The sequence below is a fragment of the Alistipes ihumii AP11 genome (assembly GCF_025144665.1).
GTDB lineage: Bacteria > Bacteroidota > Bacteroidia > Bacteroidales > Rikenellaceae > Alistipes_A > Alistipes_A ihumii.
Genome location: NZ_CP102294.1, coordinates 339,451 through 360,575, shown reverse-complemented (window position 1 = coordinate 360,575; position 21,125 = coordinate 339,451). Strand labels below are relative to the sequence as shown.

At 54.7% G+C, this 21,125-nt stretch carries 17 protein-coding genes and 1 tRNA gene; 9 read left to right on the top strand and 9 right to left on the bottom strand.

Annotated features, from left to right (window positions below):
• Positions 1-43: 43 nt before the first annotated feature.
• From rsxC to NQ491_RS01435, 4 genes are read right to left on the bottom strand one after another with little or no spacing between them, the layout of a single operon-like run.
• Entirely contained in the window at positions 44-1,378 is a 1,335-nt protein-coding gene (gene rsxC, locus NQ491_RS01450) for an electron transport complex subunit RsxC (RefSeq protein ID WP_019245131.1), read from the bottom strand.
• A 30-nt stretch (positions 1,379-1,408) separates the two neighbouring features.
• A complete protein-coding gene (locus NQ491_RS01445; RefSeq protein WP_034282617.1) occupies positions 1,409-2,284 on the bottom strand; it encodes a Fe-S cluster domain-containing protein in 876 nt (291 codons plus the stop codon).
• Positions 2,281-2,700 (bottom strand): SoxR reducing system RseC family protein, encoded by a 420-nt coding sequence (locus NQ491_RS01440; RefSeq protein WP_074431105.1) that lies wholly within the window; start codon positions 2,698-2,700, stop codon positions 2,281-2,283. The genes NQ491_RS01445 and NQ491_RS01440 overlap by 4 nt, the downstream gene beginning before the upstream one ends.
• Positions 2,701-2,728: 28 nt before the next feature.
• Complete coding sequence (locus NQ491_RS01435) at positions 2,729-4,300, bottom strand: NAD+ synthase (RefSeq protein WP_019245134.1); 1,572 nt, start codon at positions 4,298-4,300, stop codon at positions 2,729-2,731.
• A 123-nt stretch (positions 4,301-4,423) separates the two neighbouring features.
• On the opposite strand from NQ491_RS01435, the gene NQ491_RS01430 reads away from it, so the two are divergent.
• The 3 genes from NQ491_RS01430 (at position 4,424) to NQ491_RS01425 (ending at position 5,302) form a co-directional block, all read left to right on the top strand.
• Positions 4,424-4,496, top strand: a tRNA-Phe gene (locus NQ491_RS01430).
• 322 nt (positions 4,497-4,818) lie between these two features.
• A complete protein-coding gene (locus NQ491_RS11275) occupies positions 4,819-4,887 on the top strand; it encodes a hypothetical protein (RefSeq protein ID WP_232423184.1) in 69 nt (22 codons plus the stop codon).
• Positions 4,888-5,179: 292 nt separating this feature from the next.
• Positions 5,180-5,302, top strand: coding sequence for a hypothetical protein (locus NQ491_RS01425; RefSeq protein WP_232423182.1), 123 nt, complete (start codon positions 5,180-5,182; stop codon positions 5,300-5,302).
• 585 nt (positions 5,303-5,887) lie between these two features.
• Here the strand turns inward: NQ491_RS01425 and NQ491_RS01420 are convergent.
• From NQ491_RS01420 to NQ491_RS01410, 3 genes are all read right to left on the bottom strand, one after another.
• Complete coding sequence (locus NQ491_RS01420; protein ID WP_026089529.1) at positions 5,888-6,442, bottom strand: DUF3332 domain-containing protein; 555 nt, start codon at positions 6,440-6,442, stop codon at positions 5,888-5,890.
• A 1,180-nt stretch (positions 6,443-7,622) separates the two neighbouring features.
• Positions 7,623-9,158, bottom strand: coding sequence for a L,D-transpeptidase family protein (locus tag NQ491_RS01415; protein ID WP_019245138.1), 1,536 nt, complete (start codon positions 9,156-9,158; stop codon positions 7,623-7,625).
• Positions 9,155-10,459, bottom strand: coding sequence for a dicarboxylate/amino acid:cation symporter (locus NQ491_RS01410; protein WP_019245139.1), 1,305 nt, complete (start codon positions 10,457-10,459; stop codon positions 9,155-9,157). Before NQ491_RS01410 ends, NQ491_RS01415 begins: the two co-directional genes overlap by 4 nt.
• A gap of 373 nt (positions 10,460-10,832) precedes the next feature.
• Here NQ491_RS01410 and NQ491_RS01405 point away from each other — a divergent pair, with 373 nt between their 5' ends.
• The 6 genes from NQ491_RS01405 to pgl all read left to right on the top strand — a co-directional run bounded on the left by NQ491_RS01405 (position 10,833) and on the right by pgl (position 17,908).
• On the top strand, positions 10,833-12,476 hold the full coding sequence (locus NQ491_RS01405) for a BACON domain-containing protein (RefSeq protein ID WP_187119356.1): 1,644 nt from the start codon (positions 10,833-10,835) through the stop codon (positions 12,474-12,476).
• A gap of 219 nt (positions 12,477-12,695) precedes the next feature.
• Positions 12,696-13,265 (top strand): DUF6125 family protein, encoded by a 570-nt coding sequence (locus NQ491_RS01400; protein WP_019245142.1) that lies wholly within the window; start codon positions 12,696-12,698, stop codon positions 13,263-13,265.
• Positions 13,266-13,340: 75 nt separating this feature from the next.
• Positions 13,341-13,991 carry a DUF3575 domain-containing protein gene (locus NQ491_RS01395; RefSeq protein WP_019245143.1) on the top strand — a complete coding sequence of 217 codons (651 nt, stop codon included), beginning with the start codon at positions 13,341-13,343 and terminating at the stop codon, positions 13,989-13,991.
• A 307-nt stretch (positions 13,992-14,298) separates the two neighbouring features.
• Positions 14,299-15,759 (top strand): decarboxylating NADP(+)-dependent phosphogluconate dehydrogenase, encoded by a 1,461-nt coding sequence (gene gnd / locus NQ491_RS01390; RefSeq protein WP_019245144.1) that lies wholly within the window; start codon positions 14,299-14,301, stop codon positions 15,757-15,759.
• Positions 15,756-17,204 (top strand): glucose-6-phosphate dehydrogenase, encoded by a 1,449-nt coding sequence (gene zwf, locus NQ491_RS01385; protein WP_019245145.1) that lies wholly within the window; start codon positions 15,756-15,758, stop codon positions 17,202-17,204. The genes gnd and zwf overlap by 4 nt, the downstream gene beginning before the upstream one ends.
• A 14-nt stretch (positions 17,205-17,218) precedes the next feature.
• Positions 17,219-17,908 carry a 6-phosphogluconolactonase gene (gene pgl / locus NQ491_RS01380; RefSeq protein ID WP_019245146.1) on the top strand — a complete coding sequence of 230 codons (690 nt, stop codon included), beginning with the start codon at positions 17,219-17,221 and terminating at the stop codon, positions 17,906-17,908.
• A gap of 120 nt (positions 17,909-18,028) precedes the next feature.
• Here the strand turns inward: pgl and NQ491_RS01375 are convergent, their stop codons facing one another.
• Together NQ491_RS01375 and tamL are read right to left on the bottom strand one after the other, a co-directional pair.
• Positions 18,029-18,676 carry an HAD family hydrolase gene (locus NQ491_RS01375; RefSeq protein ID WP_019245147.1) on the bottom strand — a complete coding sequence of 216 codons (648 nt, stop codon included), beginning with the start codon at positions 18,674-18,676 and terminating at the stop codon, positions 18,029-18,031.
• A 142-nt stretch (positions 18,677-18,818) separates the two neighbouring features.
• Positions 18,819-21,125 carry a translocation and assembly module lipoprotein TamL gene (tamL, locus tag NQ491_RS01370; RefSeq protein ID WP_019245148.1) on the bottom strand — a complete coding sequence of 769 codons (2,307 nt, stop codon included), beginning with the start codon at positions 21,123-21,125 and terminating at the stop codon, positions 18,819-18,821.

Sequence of the window (21,125 nt, the reverse complement as noted above, 5' to 3'; positions counted from 1 at the left end):
GGTTCTTCTTGTTTGCGCAATCCGTTTTTGCCGGTCTCCTAACCTATCGGGCTTTTCGCGCCCGAAGAATTTTGGCCACTTCCGACTTGCCCAGCCGGATATAGTCCAGCAGCGGCAGGTAGGCAGGACAGGTGTACGAACAGCAACCGCACTCTATGCAATCCGTGACATGGGCCGCTTCGAGCTCCTCGTAGCGTAACCGGCGGGCGAACCCGTACATCAAGTAAGGTTCGAGTCCCATGGGGCATATGCCGACGCATTTGGCACACTTGATGCAACTTTGCGGCGTTTTTCTCACGGAGCCCTTACGACGGATCAGCAGAATACCGGACGTTCCTTTGGTGACGGGAGCTTCCGGATTGGCTACGGCCCGGCCCATCATCGGGCCTCCGTTCACGATCTTGCCGGTGTCCTCGGGCATTCCTCCGCCGTATTCGATCAGCGACGAGATCGGCGTGCCGATCCTGACCTTCAGGTTCGCCGTACGGGACATTGCCCGGCCGGTAACGGTCACGACGCGTTCGATCAGCGGCTTGTTCTTCTGCACTGCCTCGTATACGGCCAAGGTCGTACCCGCATTTTGCACGACGGCCCCCACGTCGATCGGCAGGCCTCCTGAAGGTACTTCGCGGCCCAGTACGGCCTCGATCAGTTGTTTTTCTCCCCCCTGCGGATAACGTACTCGCAGCGGGACGACTTCGATATCCGGATAACCGGCGCTCAGTTGTCGCAGATGCTCGATCGCGTCGGGCTTGTTGTTCTCTATGCCTATGTAAGCCTTGTCGACTCCGAGAGCCCGGGACAGAATGTCGGTTCCGACGAGCATTTCGGCTCCCCTCTCCAGCATGACGCGATGGTCCGCCGTCAGGAACGGTTCGCATTCCACTCCGTTGACGATCAGAAATTCGGCTTTTTTCCCTACGGGGACCGAGAGCTTGACATGCGTGGGGAAAGTGGCTCCCCCCATGCCGACGATCCCTGCATTTTTAATGCGCGTTATGATCTCGTCGCGAGTCAGATGACATTCTTTAACTAAAGATTCGCTTCGGTCGATGATGTCGAGCCACTGGTCTCCTTCGACGGCGATCGTAATAGCCGGCCGGCGGACTCCGCCCGCATCGGGAACTTCCCCGACGGCTGTCACGGTGCCCGAAACCGACGAGTGGACGTTGGCCGATACGAATCCGTCGGCCGCAGCGATCAACTGCCCCGTCACGACACGATCCCCCTTGGCTACGCACGGTACGGCCGGAGCTCCGATATGTTGCGATAGCGGAATGACGGCGACCGTAGGCGGCGGTAACTCAACGATGGCCTCCGCTCGGCTTATCTTGAATCCGGGAGGATGAACACCACCTTTGCTGAATCCCTTCAACATACTGTATTTCGTTAAATTTCGGTTTGCAGTCTAAACTGATGGAGCAGATGTGCTTGCCTTTATTTCCGTTCCGCTTGGAGCGGGCCGGGCCGGAAAGTTGACCTGAAGGATCGCTCCGGTCGGACATTCTTCCACGCATTTACGGCATAAGCGACATTTGTCCGCATCGATATATGCTAAATTGTTCTGTAATGTAATCGCATCGAAAGAACATGTTTTCTGACATTTGCCGCATCCGATGCAGGCAGAGGCGCAGGCTTTCCGCGCTATGGCGCCTTTGTCCTTGTTTACGCACCCGACGTAGACCCTGCGGCCTTTCATTCCTTTCTTGCGAAGCTCGATAATTCCTTTGGGACAAGCCTTGACGCACGCGCCGCAGGCAGTGCAAAGCGCTTCGTTCACAACGGGCAACCCGCTTCGCAGGTCGATCGACAAGGCTCCAAAAGCGCAGGCCGACACGCAATCGCCTCCTCCGAGGCAGCCGTACGAGCATCCCGTTTCCCCGCCGTACAGGGTCGCCTCGATCGCGCAGGAGGCGGCTCCGTCGTATATATTGGTCCGGGGACGCTTTTCGCAATTGCCGTTGCAACGAACGACCGCGACTGCCGGTTCTTTTTCCGGGGCGACTTTCCCCAGATATTCGGCGATCTTCCTCATCGTCTCGGCGCCTCCGGCCGTACAATACAGCGACGACAGATCGTCGCTGCCTACCAGCGCGTCGGCCAATCCCCGGCAACCCGGATATCCGCATCCGCCGCAATTGGCTCCGGGCAGCATGCTTTCGACGGCATCGATACGAGGATCTTCGTAGACCTTGAATTTCTGTGCGACGAAATAGAGCACGACCGCCGCGAGAACTCCGACGATACATAGCGTCAAGACAGTGAATAACAGCACTTCACTCATGATGTTTTTCTGACTTTAAACGTAATTTCCTTTTCGAGACGGTGTCGGAGCAGGTAAAGCACGCAATAATACAACGCCAATATCCCCAGCGACGTCAATCCCGAAACCAATTCCCCTGCTCCGGCTTGCAGCAGAACGAGCAAGGCGGTCATGACCGACAGAAAAGGAAGCACATAAGCCCATACGACTGCTTTGATACCCATGGCTTGCTCGGTGACGACCTCGACCGTTTCCCCTTTTTCGAAATAGGAAGCTTGTGCCGAAGGAATAGCCAGCGTTTTATCTTCGCTCTCACCCATGGCGCATTGTTTCCGAACACGGCAACCGCCGCAGGCGCTCTCGCTGCGAATGGTGACTAGTATGGCATCGGGGAAAATCTCCGTTACGACTCCCCTGTGTGTAATGACTCCGCTCACGGTCGACTCGCTCTTTGATATAAACCGTCTAGCATCCGTATTTGTTAGTCAGCGGCATGGTGCGTCCCGTTCTCATCGGACGGGTCGACAGCCGTAACGTGGGACAGCTTTGGTATCGTTTGAACTCGCTTTTGACGACCAGATTGTATACTTTGTACACTTCGTCCTCGTCGAAGCCCGCGTTGATGATTTCTTCCCGGCTCTGGCCCTCTTCGATCATTCGGTACAGTATGGCGTCGAGCACATCGTAGGGCGGCAACGAGTCGGAATCTTTCTGCTCGAGCCGCAACTCGGCGGACGGCGCTTTCATGATCGTGTTCAGCGGGATGATCTCGCGTTGACGATTGATATAGCGGGCCAAATCGTATACCTCGCTTTTATACAGGTCTCCTATGATGCTCAGCGCGCCGACCGTATCGCCGTAAAGCGTGCCGTAGCCGACCGCTATCTCGCTCTTGTTGGAGGTGGCGAGCAGAACGTTGCCGAACTTGTTCGATATGGCCATCATCATCATGCCCCGGATGCGCGCCTGCATATTTTCCTCGGCTACGTTGAAAGGCAGTTCGCCGAAGACCGGACCGAGCGTTGCCGTAAGCGCGGCGAACGTCTCGTTGATCGGAACGATCTGGTATTCGACGCCCAGATTTTCCGCCAGCTCGCGCGCGTCTTCCACCGAATGGTCGGAGGAAAATTGAGAAGGCATCAGTAGAACCCGGATGTTTTCGGGACCCAGCGTTTCGGCAGCCATCGAAAGAACAACGGCCGAATCGATACCTCCCGAGAGGCCGAGACAGGCCGTTTTGAATCCGCTTTTTGCGAAAAAATCGCCGAGGCCGAGCTTAATCGCCCGATAAACATTATAGGTTTTGTTTTGCTCGGGTATCTTTTTCGGCGTTTCGTTGCCGTCCACATCCACTGTCTGAAAGTCCTCCTCGAAACTTTTCAGCAGGGCGATCGCCTCTCCTCGGCTGTTGAAAGCCGCCGAAGAGCCGTCGTAGACAATATCCGTTTGTCCGCCGACGCTATTGACATACAGAATGGTCTTGCCTGTCATGAAAGCCAGTTGTCGGTAAAAATCGTAGCGTTTCTCAACGACTCCGCGCGAATAGGGACTATGGGCCAAATTGACGATCAGGTCTGCGTATTCGCCGTATTCCTGCTCGGTCTTGATATCCTCCCCCACGACGACGGCGATCTTCTTGCCGCGAATCTTAATGTACTCGCAGCCTTTCGACGACGATATATGGCACATTTCGTCGCGTGATTCGATCGTCTTTTTCCCGACGTACCGCTTGATTTTCCGATCCTCGATCAAAGCCGCCACGCTGATCGTCTTGTTCATGCACTGCGCGGGCATGCCGACCAATACGGAAATGCCTTCGCAACAGCGCGCGATCTCTTCGAGAGTCTCCTCGCACAGTTCCAAAAATGTGACTTTATTCAGTAGATCGTATGCCGGAGCGCCGCTGATAGCCTGTTCTGAGAATACGACCAAATCGGCCGATTCGGACTTGGCCTGCTCGATGCATCGGACAATTTTTTCCTTGTTCGACTTGAAGTCCCCAATCGTGTAATTTTGTTGGGCAAGAGCTATTTTCATTGCGTCCGGGTTTTATCATTGGATAGACTACGCAAAGATATAATTTTTAGTCTAGAACTAAAATTTGTTCGGAATATTGTTTAATTGAATTTTATGTATATCTTTGCACCGTCAAACGGAAAAGGTGCCATAGCTCAGTTGGTAGAGCAAAGGACTGAAAATCCTTGTGTCCCTCGTTCGATTCGTGGTGGCACCACTGGAAATCAAGGAGTTGCAGAAATGCGACTCCTTTTTTTGTGCCTTTCCCGAAGCGGTTGTACGGTGGTTTGGGACTCAGAGTTAAACCGAGAGTTAAACCGAGAGTTAAACCGAGAGTTAAACCGAGAGTTAAACCGAGAGTTAAACCGAGAGTTAAACCGAGAGTTAAACCGAGAGTTAAACCAGGCTCCGCAATGGGTACAGGTGTATTAATGTTTTGTGTTACAAATCCAAAACACTCTCAAATAGTGAGCATCCTTTAATGATTTAGGGCGTGCAAAAACGGCAAAAAGAAATATGTCAGCCTTGGCATATCTGTTTTGCCTCAGTATTGGGATTCCGATAAGAATAAGCCCAAACGACACTGTCCTAACAAGAAAAGGTCATAGCTGAGAAAAGCAGGCTGTATTCGGAGCGCGTCATTGAATTGATTAGTGAACACAGGGAGTTTACTGCAACAAGGTTGGTTGAACAAATCGACAGTTATTCGCCCTGTCGGATGGTTGGCGATATGTTTTTGTTGCAAATACAGCGATTGAAAAAACAACATCGTGAAGGTTACGTCCTATCTCATCAGGAAATCCATCATTCATTGCTATCATTCATTGCTAAAATTCAACGGCCACTTGAATCTATTTCTCCGATATTGATACGGCATGGCTGAAGCGTTATGAATCGTGGTTGCGTGGACAGGGATTTTCCGAGAATACGATAGGCCGACGTTTTCGCACGTTGCGGTTGTATATAATGTCGCTATTGAGGGAAAGGTGCCAAGTCGGAACACTACCCTTTCAAGTCTTATAAAGTGTCGAAATTGCACCGAGCGACCGCTAAACGTGCTATCGGCAAAGCGGAAATATTTCGGATCATCAACTATGCCAGCGATCGTCCTTATGTCCGACTGGCCGTCGATTTGTTCGCTTTCAGCTATTATATGGGAGGAATCAATTTCGTAGACATGGCTTATCTTACCCAGCAAAATATAGTGGAAGATAGATTGATCTATATAAGGCGCAAGATGCATAAAATGATAAAATTACCTTTGTTATCTCAAGCAATGGAGATAGTTGTCCGTAACCGTCGAGACCAATCGCCTTATCTGTTTCCGATTTTGTCGTTTTATCACACGACGGAGCAACAGCAACGGAATCGTATTCATAAAGTAATTACTAAAGTAAATTCGTGTTTGAAGTTGATAAACAAATAATTAAATATTGGTGTCAATTTGGCCACCTACGTTGCAAGACATTCATTTGCGACTGCGCTTAAACGTTCGGGTGTTTCAATTACGAATGATCTGCATACGGTTCCGGCAGATTACAAGGCGGAACAGACTTTGTAAAGGGGACTTGAATGATCCCCTTTACAAAAATTTGTCCTTATCGGTTTTTAACGCAACATGGCATAATCACGTTCGATGACTTCTCTAAATGTGGCTACACCAGATTCGGATAATTCAACATTCATGGTTTTTCCTCCAGGCAGATATACCCTGACCGTATTGTCGTCAAGGAAAGTCATAAACTCTACGGGTTTGTTTTTAGCCATTGCGGACCATGTCTTCGTACCTTTGTCATAGATTAAATCGACACTGGTTTTGGTGTTGCGATTAACGATGCGATAGCCGTTACGTTTGTACCGTACCAAATATTCCCCCTTTTTACCGTGAATGGATTTTTCTGTTTCAGTTTCTGCCAGAGGATTGTCGCCGCTCCAAAACTCGATGCTGTTGACGACCAAAACATCGGCGATTGTGGTTACTTCATATACAGGTATTACCCAGAAACAAAAGAAGACGACTTCATTGACGAACTTGCTATTGGAAACTTGTTTGTTCCAACTCAATACTTTATTGCTCAGTTTGAACGATCCGATACAAGAGGTGAAGGCGATACAGGAACAAAGTAAAGTCACCATCATTACCGTAAATGTTTTTCTTTTCATGTTGACAAAATTTAAGTTAATAATGAGTTCTATTCAAAATGCCAGAGCGTAACCGTTTTTGCAGAAAACATATCAAAAATAAGCCAAAAAAGTCTTATGAAGGAAGGATTTATTTTTTCATGGTTTAATTACTTTTATTACAAGGTCTATAAGGATGAATTTGTCACCTAAAACGAACCTTGCTCTATGCTTGTTTTGAAATAGTATGCGTGCCACCTTGGTTTTAAGAGGGGAAGATATAATGAATATTTCGACATAAACGGCTTTATTATTCAGTCCTGAATTTGTTACGCAATTAGACCATATTTAAGTTACCTGAAAAAAATGGAGATACTTGCCAAATTTTTTCGCAATCGATTAAAGAGTATAAAATTGCTGCCGAGAAATATGAAGCGTTACTGAAAAAAGGCTCTTGACAAGTATCACAACCGCAGCGCGAAGCTGTTACTCGAAGAAGCTTTTGCAGAGATGAGATTATGAAAAATGCGACACAACAGACACTTGATATTCTTGCAGGATTAGGATAGAACAAGGATAGTTTCCGCAAATTGGGTTTGACATTTGAAGGAAAAGCTTTCTATGATATTCTTGCGCACCCGTACAACAAACACAATTTCGAGTATGGCGAAGATAAGAATGTAGAAGGTGTGATAAGTGTAAGACTTTTTCCGGGAAAGATCAAGGAGCTTATTGACGTTCAATCATCATATGCAGATTGACTGAACAATTCAAATATTAAGGGCTGAACTGAATCAAAAAATATTCTTCTGTCTCGTTAAACAAAAGTTATCCTCCGCAATATAACGACGGAGTCTTTGACCAAGTTATGGAACATTAAGAAGAACAACAAGTAACAATATACGGCGCAGGGAAAGCATAAATTATCGTTCCACTTATATTCGTTTTGATACCATAAACAAACAATCCACCTCGCAAAATACGAGGCGGATTCGGGTTGTTATCCCTCTTGGCGGGAATTAGCAGGGTGATAATATATTATCTGAATTACTTTCCGCTTTGATATCCTAAGTATCAAAGAATAGAATAGACATAGAAATATCTCCTAAATTATTTTTGAAAGGTAGAATTCGACAGCAAAATCAAATCGGTACGATTGAGTTTTCAAATACGCGATTCTCGAAGGGGTAACGACCCGTCCCGTTTCGTTGCAAACACATTTTCAGTGGTAATCGAAAGATCGGCTCCCCGGGTTCTGCAGAGCTTGCGGCTTCGTAACGATCAGCATGTATGGGACTTTCTGCGGATCGAACCATTGCAGCACCTCGACGGTTTTGCGTCGGGTGACGCTGATGCAGCCGGCCGTACCGCGGTCGAAGCCGCTCTCGATATGGAAGAAGATCGCGCTTCCCTTGTACTTTTCGATCGGGCGCATGTTGTATTCGACCACGGCGGCATAGCGGTATACCTCGTCGTCGCGGCGAAGGTATTCGAAATTGTCGGTCCGGGGCGTCTGTTGCGTCATCTGGTTGTAAAGCGGATCTTCGGGATCGCTGATCCAATAGTGCTGTTTGCTCACGACGACGAACGGCCACGACAGATCGATATCGCGCTCGTATCCGAACGCGAATCCCATCGGATAGGCTCCGCTGGGCGTTCGGCCGTCTCCTTCTCGTTTCTCGCCGTAAGGCGCGATGCCGGCCCGGCCGACGTTCGAGCGAAGCGGATAGGCAGTCTCCCGCCATTGTCCGTTCTTTTTCTCGTAACGGCGGAAAACGCAGGAAACCCGGTCGGGCCGGTCGTTGTATACGAGTATCAGCTGACGGCAACTGTCCGGCAAACGAATCTGCTCGTTCAAGAAACTTTCGACGAACGCGTCGTCGCGGCCGGGCGCCTCTAAAGAGGCGACATAGGTTCCGATCCGGTCGATCCGGCTGCCGAGCGTTTCGGCGAGCCGTCTGTCAGAGCCCGCGAGGCGGCGGTATCGGACAGCGGCAGCGCTCAGGGCGGCCGTATCCTGAATCGCATAGCCGAAGCTCTCGCAGACGATACCCGATACGAGATCCGAGCGCGGATCGGAACAGCCGGAAGCGTTCAGCAATCCGGCATCGTCCGCCGATTCGTACAGACGCATCCGGTTTATTTTCTCCATGTAATCGTCCGCCGGGCAGGGATCGTAATGATCCATAAGCGCAACGGCCGGGTCCAGCGCCGTCCATACGGCGGTTCCTATTTCTTCGAAAAACACGGGCCAGCGACCGAGAGGGAAACGGTCGGCCGTCATGATCGATTCGCCGAGAAAAACGGTACATTGAGCCGTATCGGGAGCATCCTTCCGAAACGTCAGCGTCAAATCGTTCGTTTTCCCGAACCCACGCCGGAGCGACTTCTTCAGCGTTTGCATCCAGTCGGACGAACCGTCGATTCCGATGCGTTCGCCGTGTATCGCGGAAGCCAAAGCCTCCGTATCGAACGGCCGTATTTCCGAAACGGGGATTCGCGCCGGGTCGGAAAGCGCCGCCAGCTTGAGAGCAACGGTATTGCGGCAGTTCATCAAGCCTTCGCGGAGACTGTCTGCAAGGGCGTGGCAACCGGGCAGGCTGTCGGGAAGACCGAGCGTTCGTACGAATGCGATCCGGGCAGGGGCAAGCACGCGTGCGGCCCACAGGACGATCAGAGCCAGCGCAAGGCCGGACGCTATCATGCCGAGACGGCGTACGGAGCGGCTGTGCCGCTTGGGCTCGTTAAGGTTAGTCATGATTGTTCTGTATTCGTGTGAGCGGAAATAACCGTTTCGGCGGATTCGGATCGTTCGCCCCGCGAGACGACGCATGCGGCCATCGCATCGCCCGAGACGTTCACCGCCGTAATCAGCATGTCGAGCGGACGGTCCATCGCGATAATCATGGCGATTCCTTCGGCCGGTATGCCGACCGAGACGAGTACGAGCGTCAGCACGGCCATGCCTCCGCTGGGTATGCCCGGCGTTCCGATCGACGAGACGGTCGTCAGCACGACGATCGAGAGCATCTGAGCGAGCGAAAGCTCGATGCCCATCACCTGCGCGACGAAAACGGTGGCGATGGCGTGGTAACAGCTCGTGCCGTTCATGTTGACCGTCACGCCGGTCGGCAGCACGAACGAGATCACGTTATGCGGGAGTCCCAGCCTGCGCATCTGCTCGATATTGACCGGCAGACAGGCCGCGCTGGAGCAGGACGTAAAGGCGAGCATTTGGACCGGCAATACGGCGCGGACATAGTCCGGGAGCCGAATGTCGGTAAAAAAACGGATGATCAGCGGATAACAGACGAGCAGGATGACGCATAGTCCGATGACGACCGTCAGCGCATAATAGCCCAACGCCAGCAGCAGGTCCGAGTCGCCGGCGAAACCGACGATCAGGTCGGCCATCAGCGCCATGACGCCCAACGGTGCCAGCTTCATCACGTATCCGATGATCTTCAGGATGATTTCGTTGAGCGACTCGACCAATTTTTTGACTGGGGCGGCTCTTTCCCTGCCGACAGCTACCATGGCTATGCCGAAAGCGATGGACAGCAGAACGATCTGAAGCATGGCCGAATTGTCGCCGGCCGAACGGACGACGTTTTCCGGAACCATATCCACGAAAAATTGGAGCGGACTGTCTTCGCGCATGTTCTCGGCTGCGGTAGCCTTTTCCGAAACAGACTGTTCGTAACGGCTTCGGAACTCGGCGGTTTTCTCGCGAGGGAATACTTCTCCGGGACGGATCAGATTGACGACGACCAGACCGATGACAATGGCGAAGACGGTCGTCGACAGATAGATGCCCAGCGTCTTGAGCCCCATGCGCGACAGATGCTTCGTATCGCTCAGATTCGTGATTCCGCTGATCAGGGAAACGACTACCAACGGAACGGCGACCAGTCGCAGCAACCGGATAAAAATTGTTCCCCAAGGCTTGATCCATTCCGTGAGCAGATGCTCCCACCCTCCCGTTACGGCCCAGAAGCCGAGTCCGGTTCCCACGAGCATTCCGATCAGAATCGTAATGTAAAGCGGCAGTTTTTTCATAATAGTCATAGCCGGGAAACGGCCCGGTCCGGAAATACGTTCCGCTTCCCGTCGGGGCCTGTCCGGCGCTCGCAATGCAAAGATGAAACAAAATTCAGGATCAGACAATATCTGCAAGAAATATAACGATTCGTCGCAGAACGACCGAAAATTCAACAACTTTTTCCGAAAATTCGCTGGAAATTACCCGACTTGTCCTGTTCCATCGGCAATAATATTTTCTTTGAAACGTTTATGCTCAGGATTGCCTCGAAAGCCGTACGCATTTTCAACGGAATGTTAAGAAAATATTGCGGAAGCATCTCCGATCCGTAAAATTATTAGCATCTTTGTGCGATTAATTTGATTTCAGATATAATTCAACATGATGAAAATGAGCATTTTGTACAGCTTGTTTGCCGTTTGTTCGCTGGCTTTTTGCCAATGCGACAAAGACGGAGGCTCTGCGAGCGGCGGAAATCTGCCTTTCGAGCTATCCGTCAGTCAATGGAACGTACCCTCTCAGGGGGCGACCGAGGAGGTCGACCTGCAGGCCCCGGGCGAGTGGAAAGTCAAGACCGATTACATCGCCGGAGGAGAGCGGTGGCTCTCTGTCAGCAAGACGTCCGGCGCCGCCGGGCAGCACAAGCTGACGCTTTCGGCAGGCAATAATCCGTCCAACAGTACGGACCGCGAAGCTTTGCTGACGGTTACGTGCGGCAATGAACAGAAGACAATCTCGGTCACTCAGCGCACGCACGAAGAAGTCGTTCCCGAACAAGGGCGCTATGATGTAAAGGCCGGAGATACGCTGCTTACGGTCAACGTATCGGCCAATGTAGCTTATCAATGCTCGATTGTTCAGGAAGGAAACTGGATCGCGCAGGTTCAGAACAAATCGGCAATGGAAACATCTTCGGTGCGGTTCCAAATATCGGCCAATACGGACGAGCAAGAACGTACGGCCGTGGTGAAATTTACGGCTGACAACCTCGCGCCTACGGAAATCACTATCGTACAGGCCGGCCAGACCGCCGGTAAGGAACTGACGCTTTTCCAGCTCAATATCTGGGAGGAATGCGGGCACAACTCGACGGACGGTTACAGCGCGTTCCAGTCGCTCGTGGACCAGATAGTCGCTCTCGAACCCGACTTCGCGACTTTCTGTGAGCTGTACAAAAACGGGGACGACATGGTCATGAAGAAACTCGTGGCAGCCTTGAAGGAGCGGGGGCTGACCTATTACGCCGAGACCGGGTTCGGCAAAGGCGGCGGCGGAGCGCGCGGACTGCTGTCGAAATATCCGATCGAGGAAACGGAGCTGATCAATTCATGGATGTTCAAGGGCGTATGCAACGTGGACGGCAAGCGGATCGCTATTTATCCGTCTCATTCCAACTACGTTTACTATTCATGCTACTATCCGCGCGGATATAACGACGGCGGCGGAAACAGCGGTTGGGAAAAGTTACCCGACGGTCCGAATACCGACGTAAGCGAGATTCTCGAGCGCAATGCGCTTTCGGGACGTCCGGAATCGGCTCGGGAGTTCGTCGAAAATGCGAAAAAAGAGTTGGATAAAGGGGCTATCGTCATTCTGGCAGGCGACCTGAACGAGCCCTCGCATCTGGACTGGGTCGAGTCTACGAAAGATATGTTCGAGCATAACGGTTGCATCGTACCTTGGCAGACCTCGCTGCTGCTGACCGAGAGCGGTTTCATCGATGCTTTCCGGCAGATGTATCCCGATCCGGCAACGCACCCGGGCCTGACGTGGCCGGTCAACAACGAAGGCATTCCCGTATCGGATCTGGCATGGGCCGCCGAAGCGGACGAACGCGACAGGATCGATTACATTTACTACTATCCCGACAGCCGATTCAGTCTGGTGGATATCAAAATGGTAGGTCCTACCGGAACGATCGTCCGGGGCGAACGCGTGGCTGCCGATACGCAGGAGCCCATTATCGATCAGGCCGGCGAGCATTGGCCGAGCGACCACCGGGGACTGCTGATGACGATCCGATGGAACGAATAAGCTCGGGGTAAAACCGATTGCCGAAAGCCTTTCCGACTTCATGACGGAAAGGCTTTCGTTTTTACGCCCGCATCCTTTCCCGGCCGGGCATGCTCTTGCGGACTACGGGCTGAGTCCGAACGTATGCGGATACAGAGCGGGAAAATATCGGGCGATCCGTCGCACGGACCGAACCGAATCCGTTAAAAATCCTTATTTTTGCCTCGTCATCGCACTGAAATGGAAACGGATGTCTTGTCGAAGCTGTCCAAGGAGCAGCTCGAAGAGTTGGTGAGAACGTACGCGCGCAACATGCTGGCTTTGGACGGCGTGTGGTTCCAGTCCGTCGAGCGCGAGCTCGGAATGGACCGGGCCATGAGGCACGACGAGCGGGTGTGGCAAGCCTTCACCCAAACGGAGGCACGGCGCATCAAAGGATTCCTGCAGTTGCCCGACAGGCCGGGACTGGACGGACTGGAGCGGGCGCTTTCGCTCCGCTTCGCGGCATTCGCCAACCGGCAGGTCGAACTGATACGGGAAAGCGATTCCCTGACATTCCGTGTGGTAGATTGCCGGGTACAGTCTGCACGCAAGCGAAAAGGGATGCCGTTGCATCCGTGTCTGTCCGTAGGAATCCGCGAATACGCATTTTTCGCCAAAACGATCGACGATCGCATAGTATGCGAACCGGTAAGCTGTTTCCCTCGGGTGAGCGACCCCGGATGCGCCTGCTCGTGGCGCTTCACGATGGGGAATCCGGGAAACGGACAGGAGGAAGCCCCGGACGACAACGGTCAAGGAAAAGTTTAACCGGCCCGACGCTGTCCGAGAACGAGGACAACAGGGAACGCTTCGGCGGTCCGAACGGGCGTAATATTCGAAGATATGATGAAATACGGTTTGAAATGGATGCTGCTCGCGGCAGCGGGAATCCTGCTGTCCGCACAGCGGTCCGAGGCGCAGACGTACGTAAAGCTCAACGGGCTGTACGCATTGGTCGGGGTGATCAATCCGGCCGTCGAGTTCCGGCTGAGTCCCCATTCCACTTTCCAGTCCGAGTTCGTTTGCTCGCCGTGGAAATCCATCGAGCATAACGGAGCGCACAAGCCGATGCTTTTCGGAATCTTCATGAACGAGTACCGCCGCTATTTCAAGCAACACAATACGGGGTGGTATGTCGGGGCGAATGTCGGCATGATGGCGTTCAAGATGTCGAAGCCCACGTTCGCCGGCGGCAAGCTCGGGCTACAGGATCGCTACAGCAAGGGTTACGGTCTGATGTTCGGCGTCTGCGGCGGATACGAGTACCGTTTTGCCGACCGGTGGCTGCTGGACGTCTATTTCGGGTGGGCTTACATGGCAAGCTGGTACAACGGATACAATCTGGACGGCACGGTCCAGTGGCATCCGCATCGCCGGGACGAGCCCGAGCATCCCGACCCGTTCAACGGCTCGGGCGAGTGGCTGCCCAATAAGATCGGCGTATCGATCGGTCTGATGATTTTCAATCCAGACAAGCACCGAAAGAAACGGTAGCCGGCAAGCGATCGCACGACAATCCGGCCCTCTGCATAAGAAAATGCAGAGGGCCGGATTGTTTTGTACTCGGAATGCTTTTGTCGCGTCGACTACCGGAACCGCCCATATGTGTTTTCCGTTTTCAACTTTTGTAGCGGAAATCGAAGCAAGGTCGGATCCGGAGACAAGTCCGCCGCTTTCCTGTCCGATCGACGCACGGGCCGAAATCGCATATCGAAGCCACGAAGCGGGGGCGAAACATGGCGTGAAAATTGAACGTTCCCCTCGACGACGAAAGAGTCGGAACAAGAATCGAGCACAGCGCATGGAAACAGCAGACATAGGCCTGATCGGACTGGCCGTCATGGGAGAGAATCTCGCTTTGAACTTCGAAAGCAAGGGCTACACCATAGCCGTGTACAACCGTCGCTCGCCGGGACGCGAACATGCCGTAGACCGGTTCGTCGAGGGGCGTGGCCGCGGCAAGCGGCTCGTCGGAACGCATTCGATCCGAGAACTGGTCGAATCGGTGAGACGGCCTCGGCGGATTCTGATGATGATCCGGGCCGGGGAGCCCGTCGACGAGGTGATCGGACAGCTGATGCCTTATCTGGAGCGGGGAGACGTGGTGATCGACGGGGGCAATTCCGACTATCTCGATACGCAGAGACGGGTCGCGCAGGCGGAAAAGGCAGGGCTGTCGTTCGTGGGATGCGGCGTATCGGGAGGCGAACTGGGCGCTTTGCACGGTCCTTCGCTTATGCCGGGCGGATCGGCTGCGGCATGGCCACTGATCAAAGAGCCGTTTCAGGCCATCGCGGCCAAGCTCGACGACGGCTCGCCGTGCTGCGAGTGGATCGGACCGGGCGGATCGGGTCATTTCGTCAAAACGGTCCACAACGGCATCGAATACGGCGACATGCAACTGATAGCCGAGACCTACTCGTTGCTGAGAAATCGGCTCGGCATGGATAACGAGTCCCTCGCCTCGCTGTTCGAATCGTGGAATCGAGGCGAACTGAACAGCTACCTGATCGGCATCACCGCCGAAATTTTCCGCTTCAAGGACGACGACGGGGCATATCTGCTCGATCGTATCCGCGACGTGGCCCGGCAGAAAGGGACGGGCAAATGGAGCGTGTCGGCCGCTCTGGACCGGAACGATCCGCTGACGCTGATTGCCGAGGCGGTATTCGCCCGCATGCTTTCCGCCTTGCCGGACGAGCGCAGGACCGCTGCGGAAAGCTATCCGGACCCTCAGGCCCAGTCCGTAGTCGAGACGCTGACGGCAGGACAGATCCGGGCCGCGCTGTATGCCTCGAAGCTGGTCTCGTATGCGCAGGGATTTTCGCTGATGCGCCGCGTGTCGGAACTTTACGACTGGCGACTGGACTACGGAACGATCGCGAGGATATGGCGCAACGGCTGCATCATCCGCTCGGCCTTTCTCGAAAAAGTGACCGAGGCTTTTCGGACCGATCCCGATCTGCGCAGCCTGTTGTTCGACGATTTTTTCCGGGACAAGATCGGACAGACTCTGCCGGCATGGCGTCGGGTCGTGGCGCACGGTGCGCTGGGTGCCGTCGCCCTACCCTGCATGAGTTCGGCCCTGAGCTATTTCGACGGGTTGCGCACGCTCCGTTCTCCGGCCAATCTGCTTCAGGCCCAGCGCGACTATTTCGGGGCGCACCGCTACGAGAGAATCGACCGGGACGACGGGACGACGTTTCATACCGACTGGACGGGCCGGGGCGGAAATACCAGCGCCGAAAGCTACGAGGCATGAGTGCGAATAAGGAATCATACGACCAATTGCTGGTCATTTTCGGCGCTTCGGGCGATCTGACCTCCCGTAAGCTGCTGCCGGCCTTTTCCGAGCTTTTCTCGCGAGGGCTGCTGCCGGACCGCTTCGCGATTCTGGGTGCCGCGCGAAGCGATTTTTCCGACATCTCGTTCCGACGGTCGCGCCGTCAGGTATTGAAGGGCGACCGCGCGGACGAATTTCTCGGGAAAGTCTATTACCTGCGTTTCGATCCGGCCGATCCGAGGGCCTACCCAAAGCTTGCGAAGCGTATCGTCCGGCTCAGGGGGGAATTGCGTCTGCCGGATCGGATACTCTACTATCTGGCCACGCCGCCCTCCATGTATCCGGTGATCGCGCAGGGTCTTCTCGAAAGCGGACTGAATGTACCGGAAGGGGAAGGCGGATGGCGCCGGATCATCGTCGAAAAACCGTTCGGCAGCGATCTGGAGACGGCGCGCAGACTGAACGGACTGCTCCGAGGAATATTCGCCGAGCGCGAGATATACCGGATCGACCACTATCTGGGGAAGGAAACCGTCCAAAACATTCTGGTACTGCGTTTTTCGAACGGAATCTTCGAGCCGCTGTGGAACCGGAACTACATCGACCGGGTGGAAATACGGGCTACCGAAACCCTCGGCGTAGGAAACCGGGGAAAATACTACGACGGAGCCGGCGCCATGCGCGACATGGTGCAGAATCATCTGATGCAGCTCATGGCCTTTGCCGCTATGGAAGCGCCCGCCGTGTTCGAGCCGGAACCCATGCGGGACGAGATCGTCAAGGTCTTCCGCTCGCTGCGTCCCTATACGGCGCAGCGGATGGATCGCGACATCGTGCGGGCGCAATACCGGGGATACCGCGAGGAAAAGGACGTTTCGCCGGACTCGACGACCGAGACGTTCGTCGCGATGAAATTCTACATCGATAACTGGCGCTGGGGCGGCGTGCCTTTTCTGCTGTACACGGGAAAGAAGCTGGACCGGAAAGAGTCGGAAATCGTCGTCCGCTTCAAATCGACGCCCCAGCGGCTGTTCGCCGGCCAATGCTCGGGCAGCTCGTGCAACAAGCTGACGATCAGAATTCAGCCCGACGAAAGCGTGTCGCTGGGCTTCGGACTGAAAATGCCGGGGGCCGGATTCCGAGTCAAGCAGGTCAGTATGGATTTTCGCTACGATTCGTTGTCGCACAACTATTTGCCCGACGCTTACGAAAGATTGCTTCTCGACGCCATACTGGGCGATTCGACGCTTTATGCGCGAAGCGACGCGCTGGAGGCGAGCTGGAAAATCATCGATCCGGTTCTGCGTCACTGGGCCGAGCATCCGTCCCGCGGACTGCGCTTTTATACGCCGGGTTCGCAGGGACCCGAGGAGGCGCTGGCGCTCGAGAGGCCGGACGACTCGCTATTGTGCGAGGAAAACTGAAAAAATATGCAACTATGAATATTCACTCGTATTCCGTCGCCCACGAGGCGATCGAGGCACTGACCCGGCGAATGGCCGACCGGATGCTCGGCTCCGCCGGAAGCTTCCATGTGGCCTTGTCCGGCGGAGAAACGGCCAAACGGCTATTCCAGTTTTGGAGCGGACCTTTCGCCGACCGGCTCGATTGGGATCGGATTCGCTTTTACTGGGTGGACGAGCGCTGCGTGCCGCCCGACGATCCGCAAAGCAACTTCGGGACCGCCGAACGCCTGCTGTTCTCGCCTCTGACCGTGCCAGCCTCGCATGTGCACCGAATCCGGGGAGAACAGCCTCCCGAAACCGAAGCCGAGCGCTATACGCATCTGATCGGACAGGAGCTGTCCGGCCCGGACGGCATGCCCCGTTTCGACTGCATCGTACTCGGCATAGGCGAAGACATGCACACGGCTTCGATATTTTCGGAAACGTCCTTTCTGCTGACAGCCGAACCCGGCTATCGGGTGTCGATCCATCCCCGTTCTGCTCAAATGCGCATCACGATGACCGGGTCTCTGATTCTCGCCGCCCGCCTGCTGCTGGTCCCGATGTTGGGAGAGCGTAAGATTGCAACGGCCCGCCATCTGGCCGAAAGACCGAACGACCGGTCTCCTGCCGGCTATTTGCTGTCGCGGGCCGAACAAGCGGAGCTTTTCGTCGGCGCATAGAGCGTATGCTTTGCAAAAAACGGGCTCCGGACTGTTGCGGCCGATGCAAATTCGTCTGCCAGAATACGCGTAGCGGCTGCATAAGAAATATGCAGCCGCTACGCGTTCCGAAGATCGGATTCAGAGCAAGTCGAGCAGTTGAGCGGGACAGTCGATGACGAACGTCGCTCCGTTTTGTTCCAGTTCGGCGCGCGGACGAAATCCCCAGCTCACGCCGACCGAGCGCAGACCGCCGTTGCGCGCCGTCTGCATATCGACGCACGAATCGCCGACATAGAGCGTTTCGGCGGGAGCGAAGCCCGTCCTCGAAAGAATATCGCGCACGATCGTCGGGTCGGGTTTCGGCGCGATCCCTTCCCGCTGGCCCAACACGACGCGGAACGTTTCCTCGCCGAAAAAATGAGCGACGAGCTTTTCCGTAGCGGCCTGATACTTGTTCGACGCTACGGCCCGGACGATTCCCCGCCTTCCCAGTTCCGAAACCGTTTCCCTGATACCGGGATAAGGCTTGGTCAGGTCGGCGCTATGTTCCGTGTAATATTCGACGAAGTCGCGGCGCAGCCTTTCGACGTTCTGCGCGCTCCTTTCCGCTTCGGGCAGCGCGCGCTCGATCAGTTTGGCGACGCCGTTGCCGACGAAATAACGGTACGCCGCGAGCTCGTGCTCGGGATAACCGTTCCGGCGCAGCGCATAATTGGTACTCGCCGCCAGATCGTCGATCGTATCGAGCAGCGTGCCGTCCAAGTCGAAGATGACCAGTCGTGTCATGTCTTTGTCGTTTTAGCAGGGCAAAAGTAATCATTTCGGACCGAATTCCCCAACATGCCGTTGCGACGGCAGCGGGTTCGACCGGGAGGCGGAATGCCGGTCCGGAAGTGTCGCACGGCGACCGGTGCCTGCAGGCAGGGCGTCAGAACGGATAGCCTATGGCCAAATGGAATCCCAACCCGTCTTTGAAGCTCGATATGTTGTAGTAATGGGGCTTGTCCGGGTTCGGATAAGGCGTATGGATCGCTATGCCGAGGTCCGCCCTGAGGATGATGAATTTCAGATCGTAGCGCAGTCCGAATCCGGTCCCCAAAGCCACTTCGTTCAGCAGTCCTTTCCACTTGAGCGTTCCCCCGGGACGGTTCGGGTCGTTCTTGAGCAGCCAGATATTGCCTGCATCGACGAACAGCGCGCCGTGCAGGTCCCCCATCAGCGGGAAACGGAACTCGACATTGGCCTCCATCTTGAAGTCGCCGGTCTGATCCAGATAGCTATTCCGGTCGCTTTCTTTCGGATGATAACTGCCGGGGCCCAGCGAGCGGACCGTGAAAGCCCGGATGCTGTTCGCTCCGCCGATATAGAACTGCTCGCTGTAGGGCATGACTTTCGAGTTGCCGTACGCATAGCCCGCGCCTATCAGCAAACGGGTGACCAGCCAGCTTTTCCTGCCTGTCTTGAACGAGTACCGGATTTCGCTGACCCCTTTGATGAACTGGGAAAACTGATTTCCGAACAGGTATTTCGCTCCCCGCTTGCCGAACAGCTCCATGGCCCCGTAGAGCAGGTTGCCGGCCGAAGTAATCGAGTTTTGCCAGAATATGCGCTTGTTCTGCCTCGGCCCGAACGTATTGTCGTAGGTATAGGTGTAATTCATCGAGGGAATGAACTGATCGCGGAAGCTCAGCGCGATGGCCGGGTTCTCGTCCATCGTCCGGTCGAACTCGGCGGTCGTGTGCAGCAGCTTGTTATACACCAACTTCAGGACGGTGAACGAGTGAAAGCTGCGCGGCGATGTCTGGAAATCGTAGCTGGCCGAGCCGCCGAACGAGATCAGCTGAAAGAACTTGGGCCGGTTCATCAGATCGACCCCGATCTGGAACGACGTTTTGGCCGGATACCTCGTTCCGCGCGAGATGAACTGCGGGACGAGCAGGCGCTTGATGTCGAGCATCGCGTTGAGTCCGAACTCGTAGGAGTTGAGCAGCGACGACTTCTCGTCGCCCCGCTTGCTGTTGCCCGTCTGCCACTCGTAGGCTCCGTTCAGGGCTACGGTGAACACCTCCCCGCCGTGAAAGAAATTGTTGTTGCTGACCTTGAACGAGGCTCCGGGCCCCAGAAAGCTGTTCGACTTCGACGACACGTTGACCTCCAGCTCGGCCTCGAGCGGATAATCGAAGCCCGCGTCGATCGTCACGTCCAGTCTGTCGCCGCCCTGAAGCGAGTCGAGAGGAGTCACGCTCAGGTTGACGTACCGGAAAATGCCGAGCTTGTTCAGATTGGTCTGGGTCGCGTTCTGAGCGTCGACCGTAAAAAGCTCTCCCGGACGCAGGTTCACGTTGCGGGCGAGCACTTTCGGGCGGATTTTCCGGGGCGTGTCGAAAAAGACCCGCATGTCCCGCACGCGCATCGAATCGCGCGATTTCGGACGGATATTCTGCAGGTTGACCGTGATATCCCCTATCCGGTAAGATCGGGTCGCCTGAGCAGGGATGCCAGGTTTGAGCAGCAGACGCAGGTCCACTTCGCGGCGTTTCCGGGTCGTATCGGCCTGATATTCGAAATATTCGGGACGGAAATAGTAGTAGCCTCTGTTGCGAAGAATCCGGGAAAGCCGGGTGCGCTCCGCAGCCAGCGTATCGATATTGTACTGAGCTCCCGTTTTCAGCAGCGACGAACTCTGCAGGCTGTCGACCAGCGCGGTCAGCGGTCCCCGGACGGCCGGATAGGCGATCCGGCTGTAGCGCCACGGCGGCGCTGCGTAGACACGGTAACTGAGCCGGGCTTTCCTGCCGTGCTTCTTATAGCGCGTCTCGTACTCCGCCCGGGAGCCGAAATAGCCGTAGTTGGCCAGAATGTCGCTTACCATTTGGACGCGCAGCTCAGGCTGTACCGAAGAGACCAGCACGGGGTCCTTGGCCAGACGCTCGTAAAGCCAGTGCTTGAATCCCTTCGTCTTTTCGGTATGCAGATAGTTGTACGCCCACAGTCCGACCGGAAGCGGAGTTCGTATGTAGGGACTGTACAGAGGATTGTTCGGTTTGACCGAGAGCGGGTTCTTGACGGCGGATTCGACATAGGAAGGCATATGTACGCCGGAGTCTGCCTCGATCGTGATTTTGCGGACTCCCGTATAGAGCACTTCGTCCTGCCCCAAACGCTTGGTCGTGGAACAGCCGGCAACGAGGGCGGCGGCCGTCAGAAAAGCGATATGCAGTCTGTATCGTTTCAT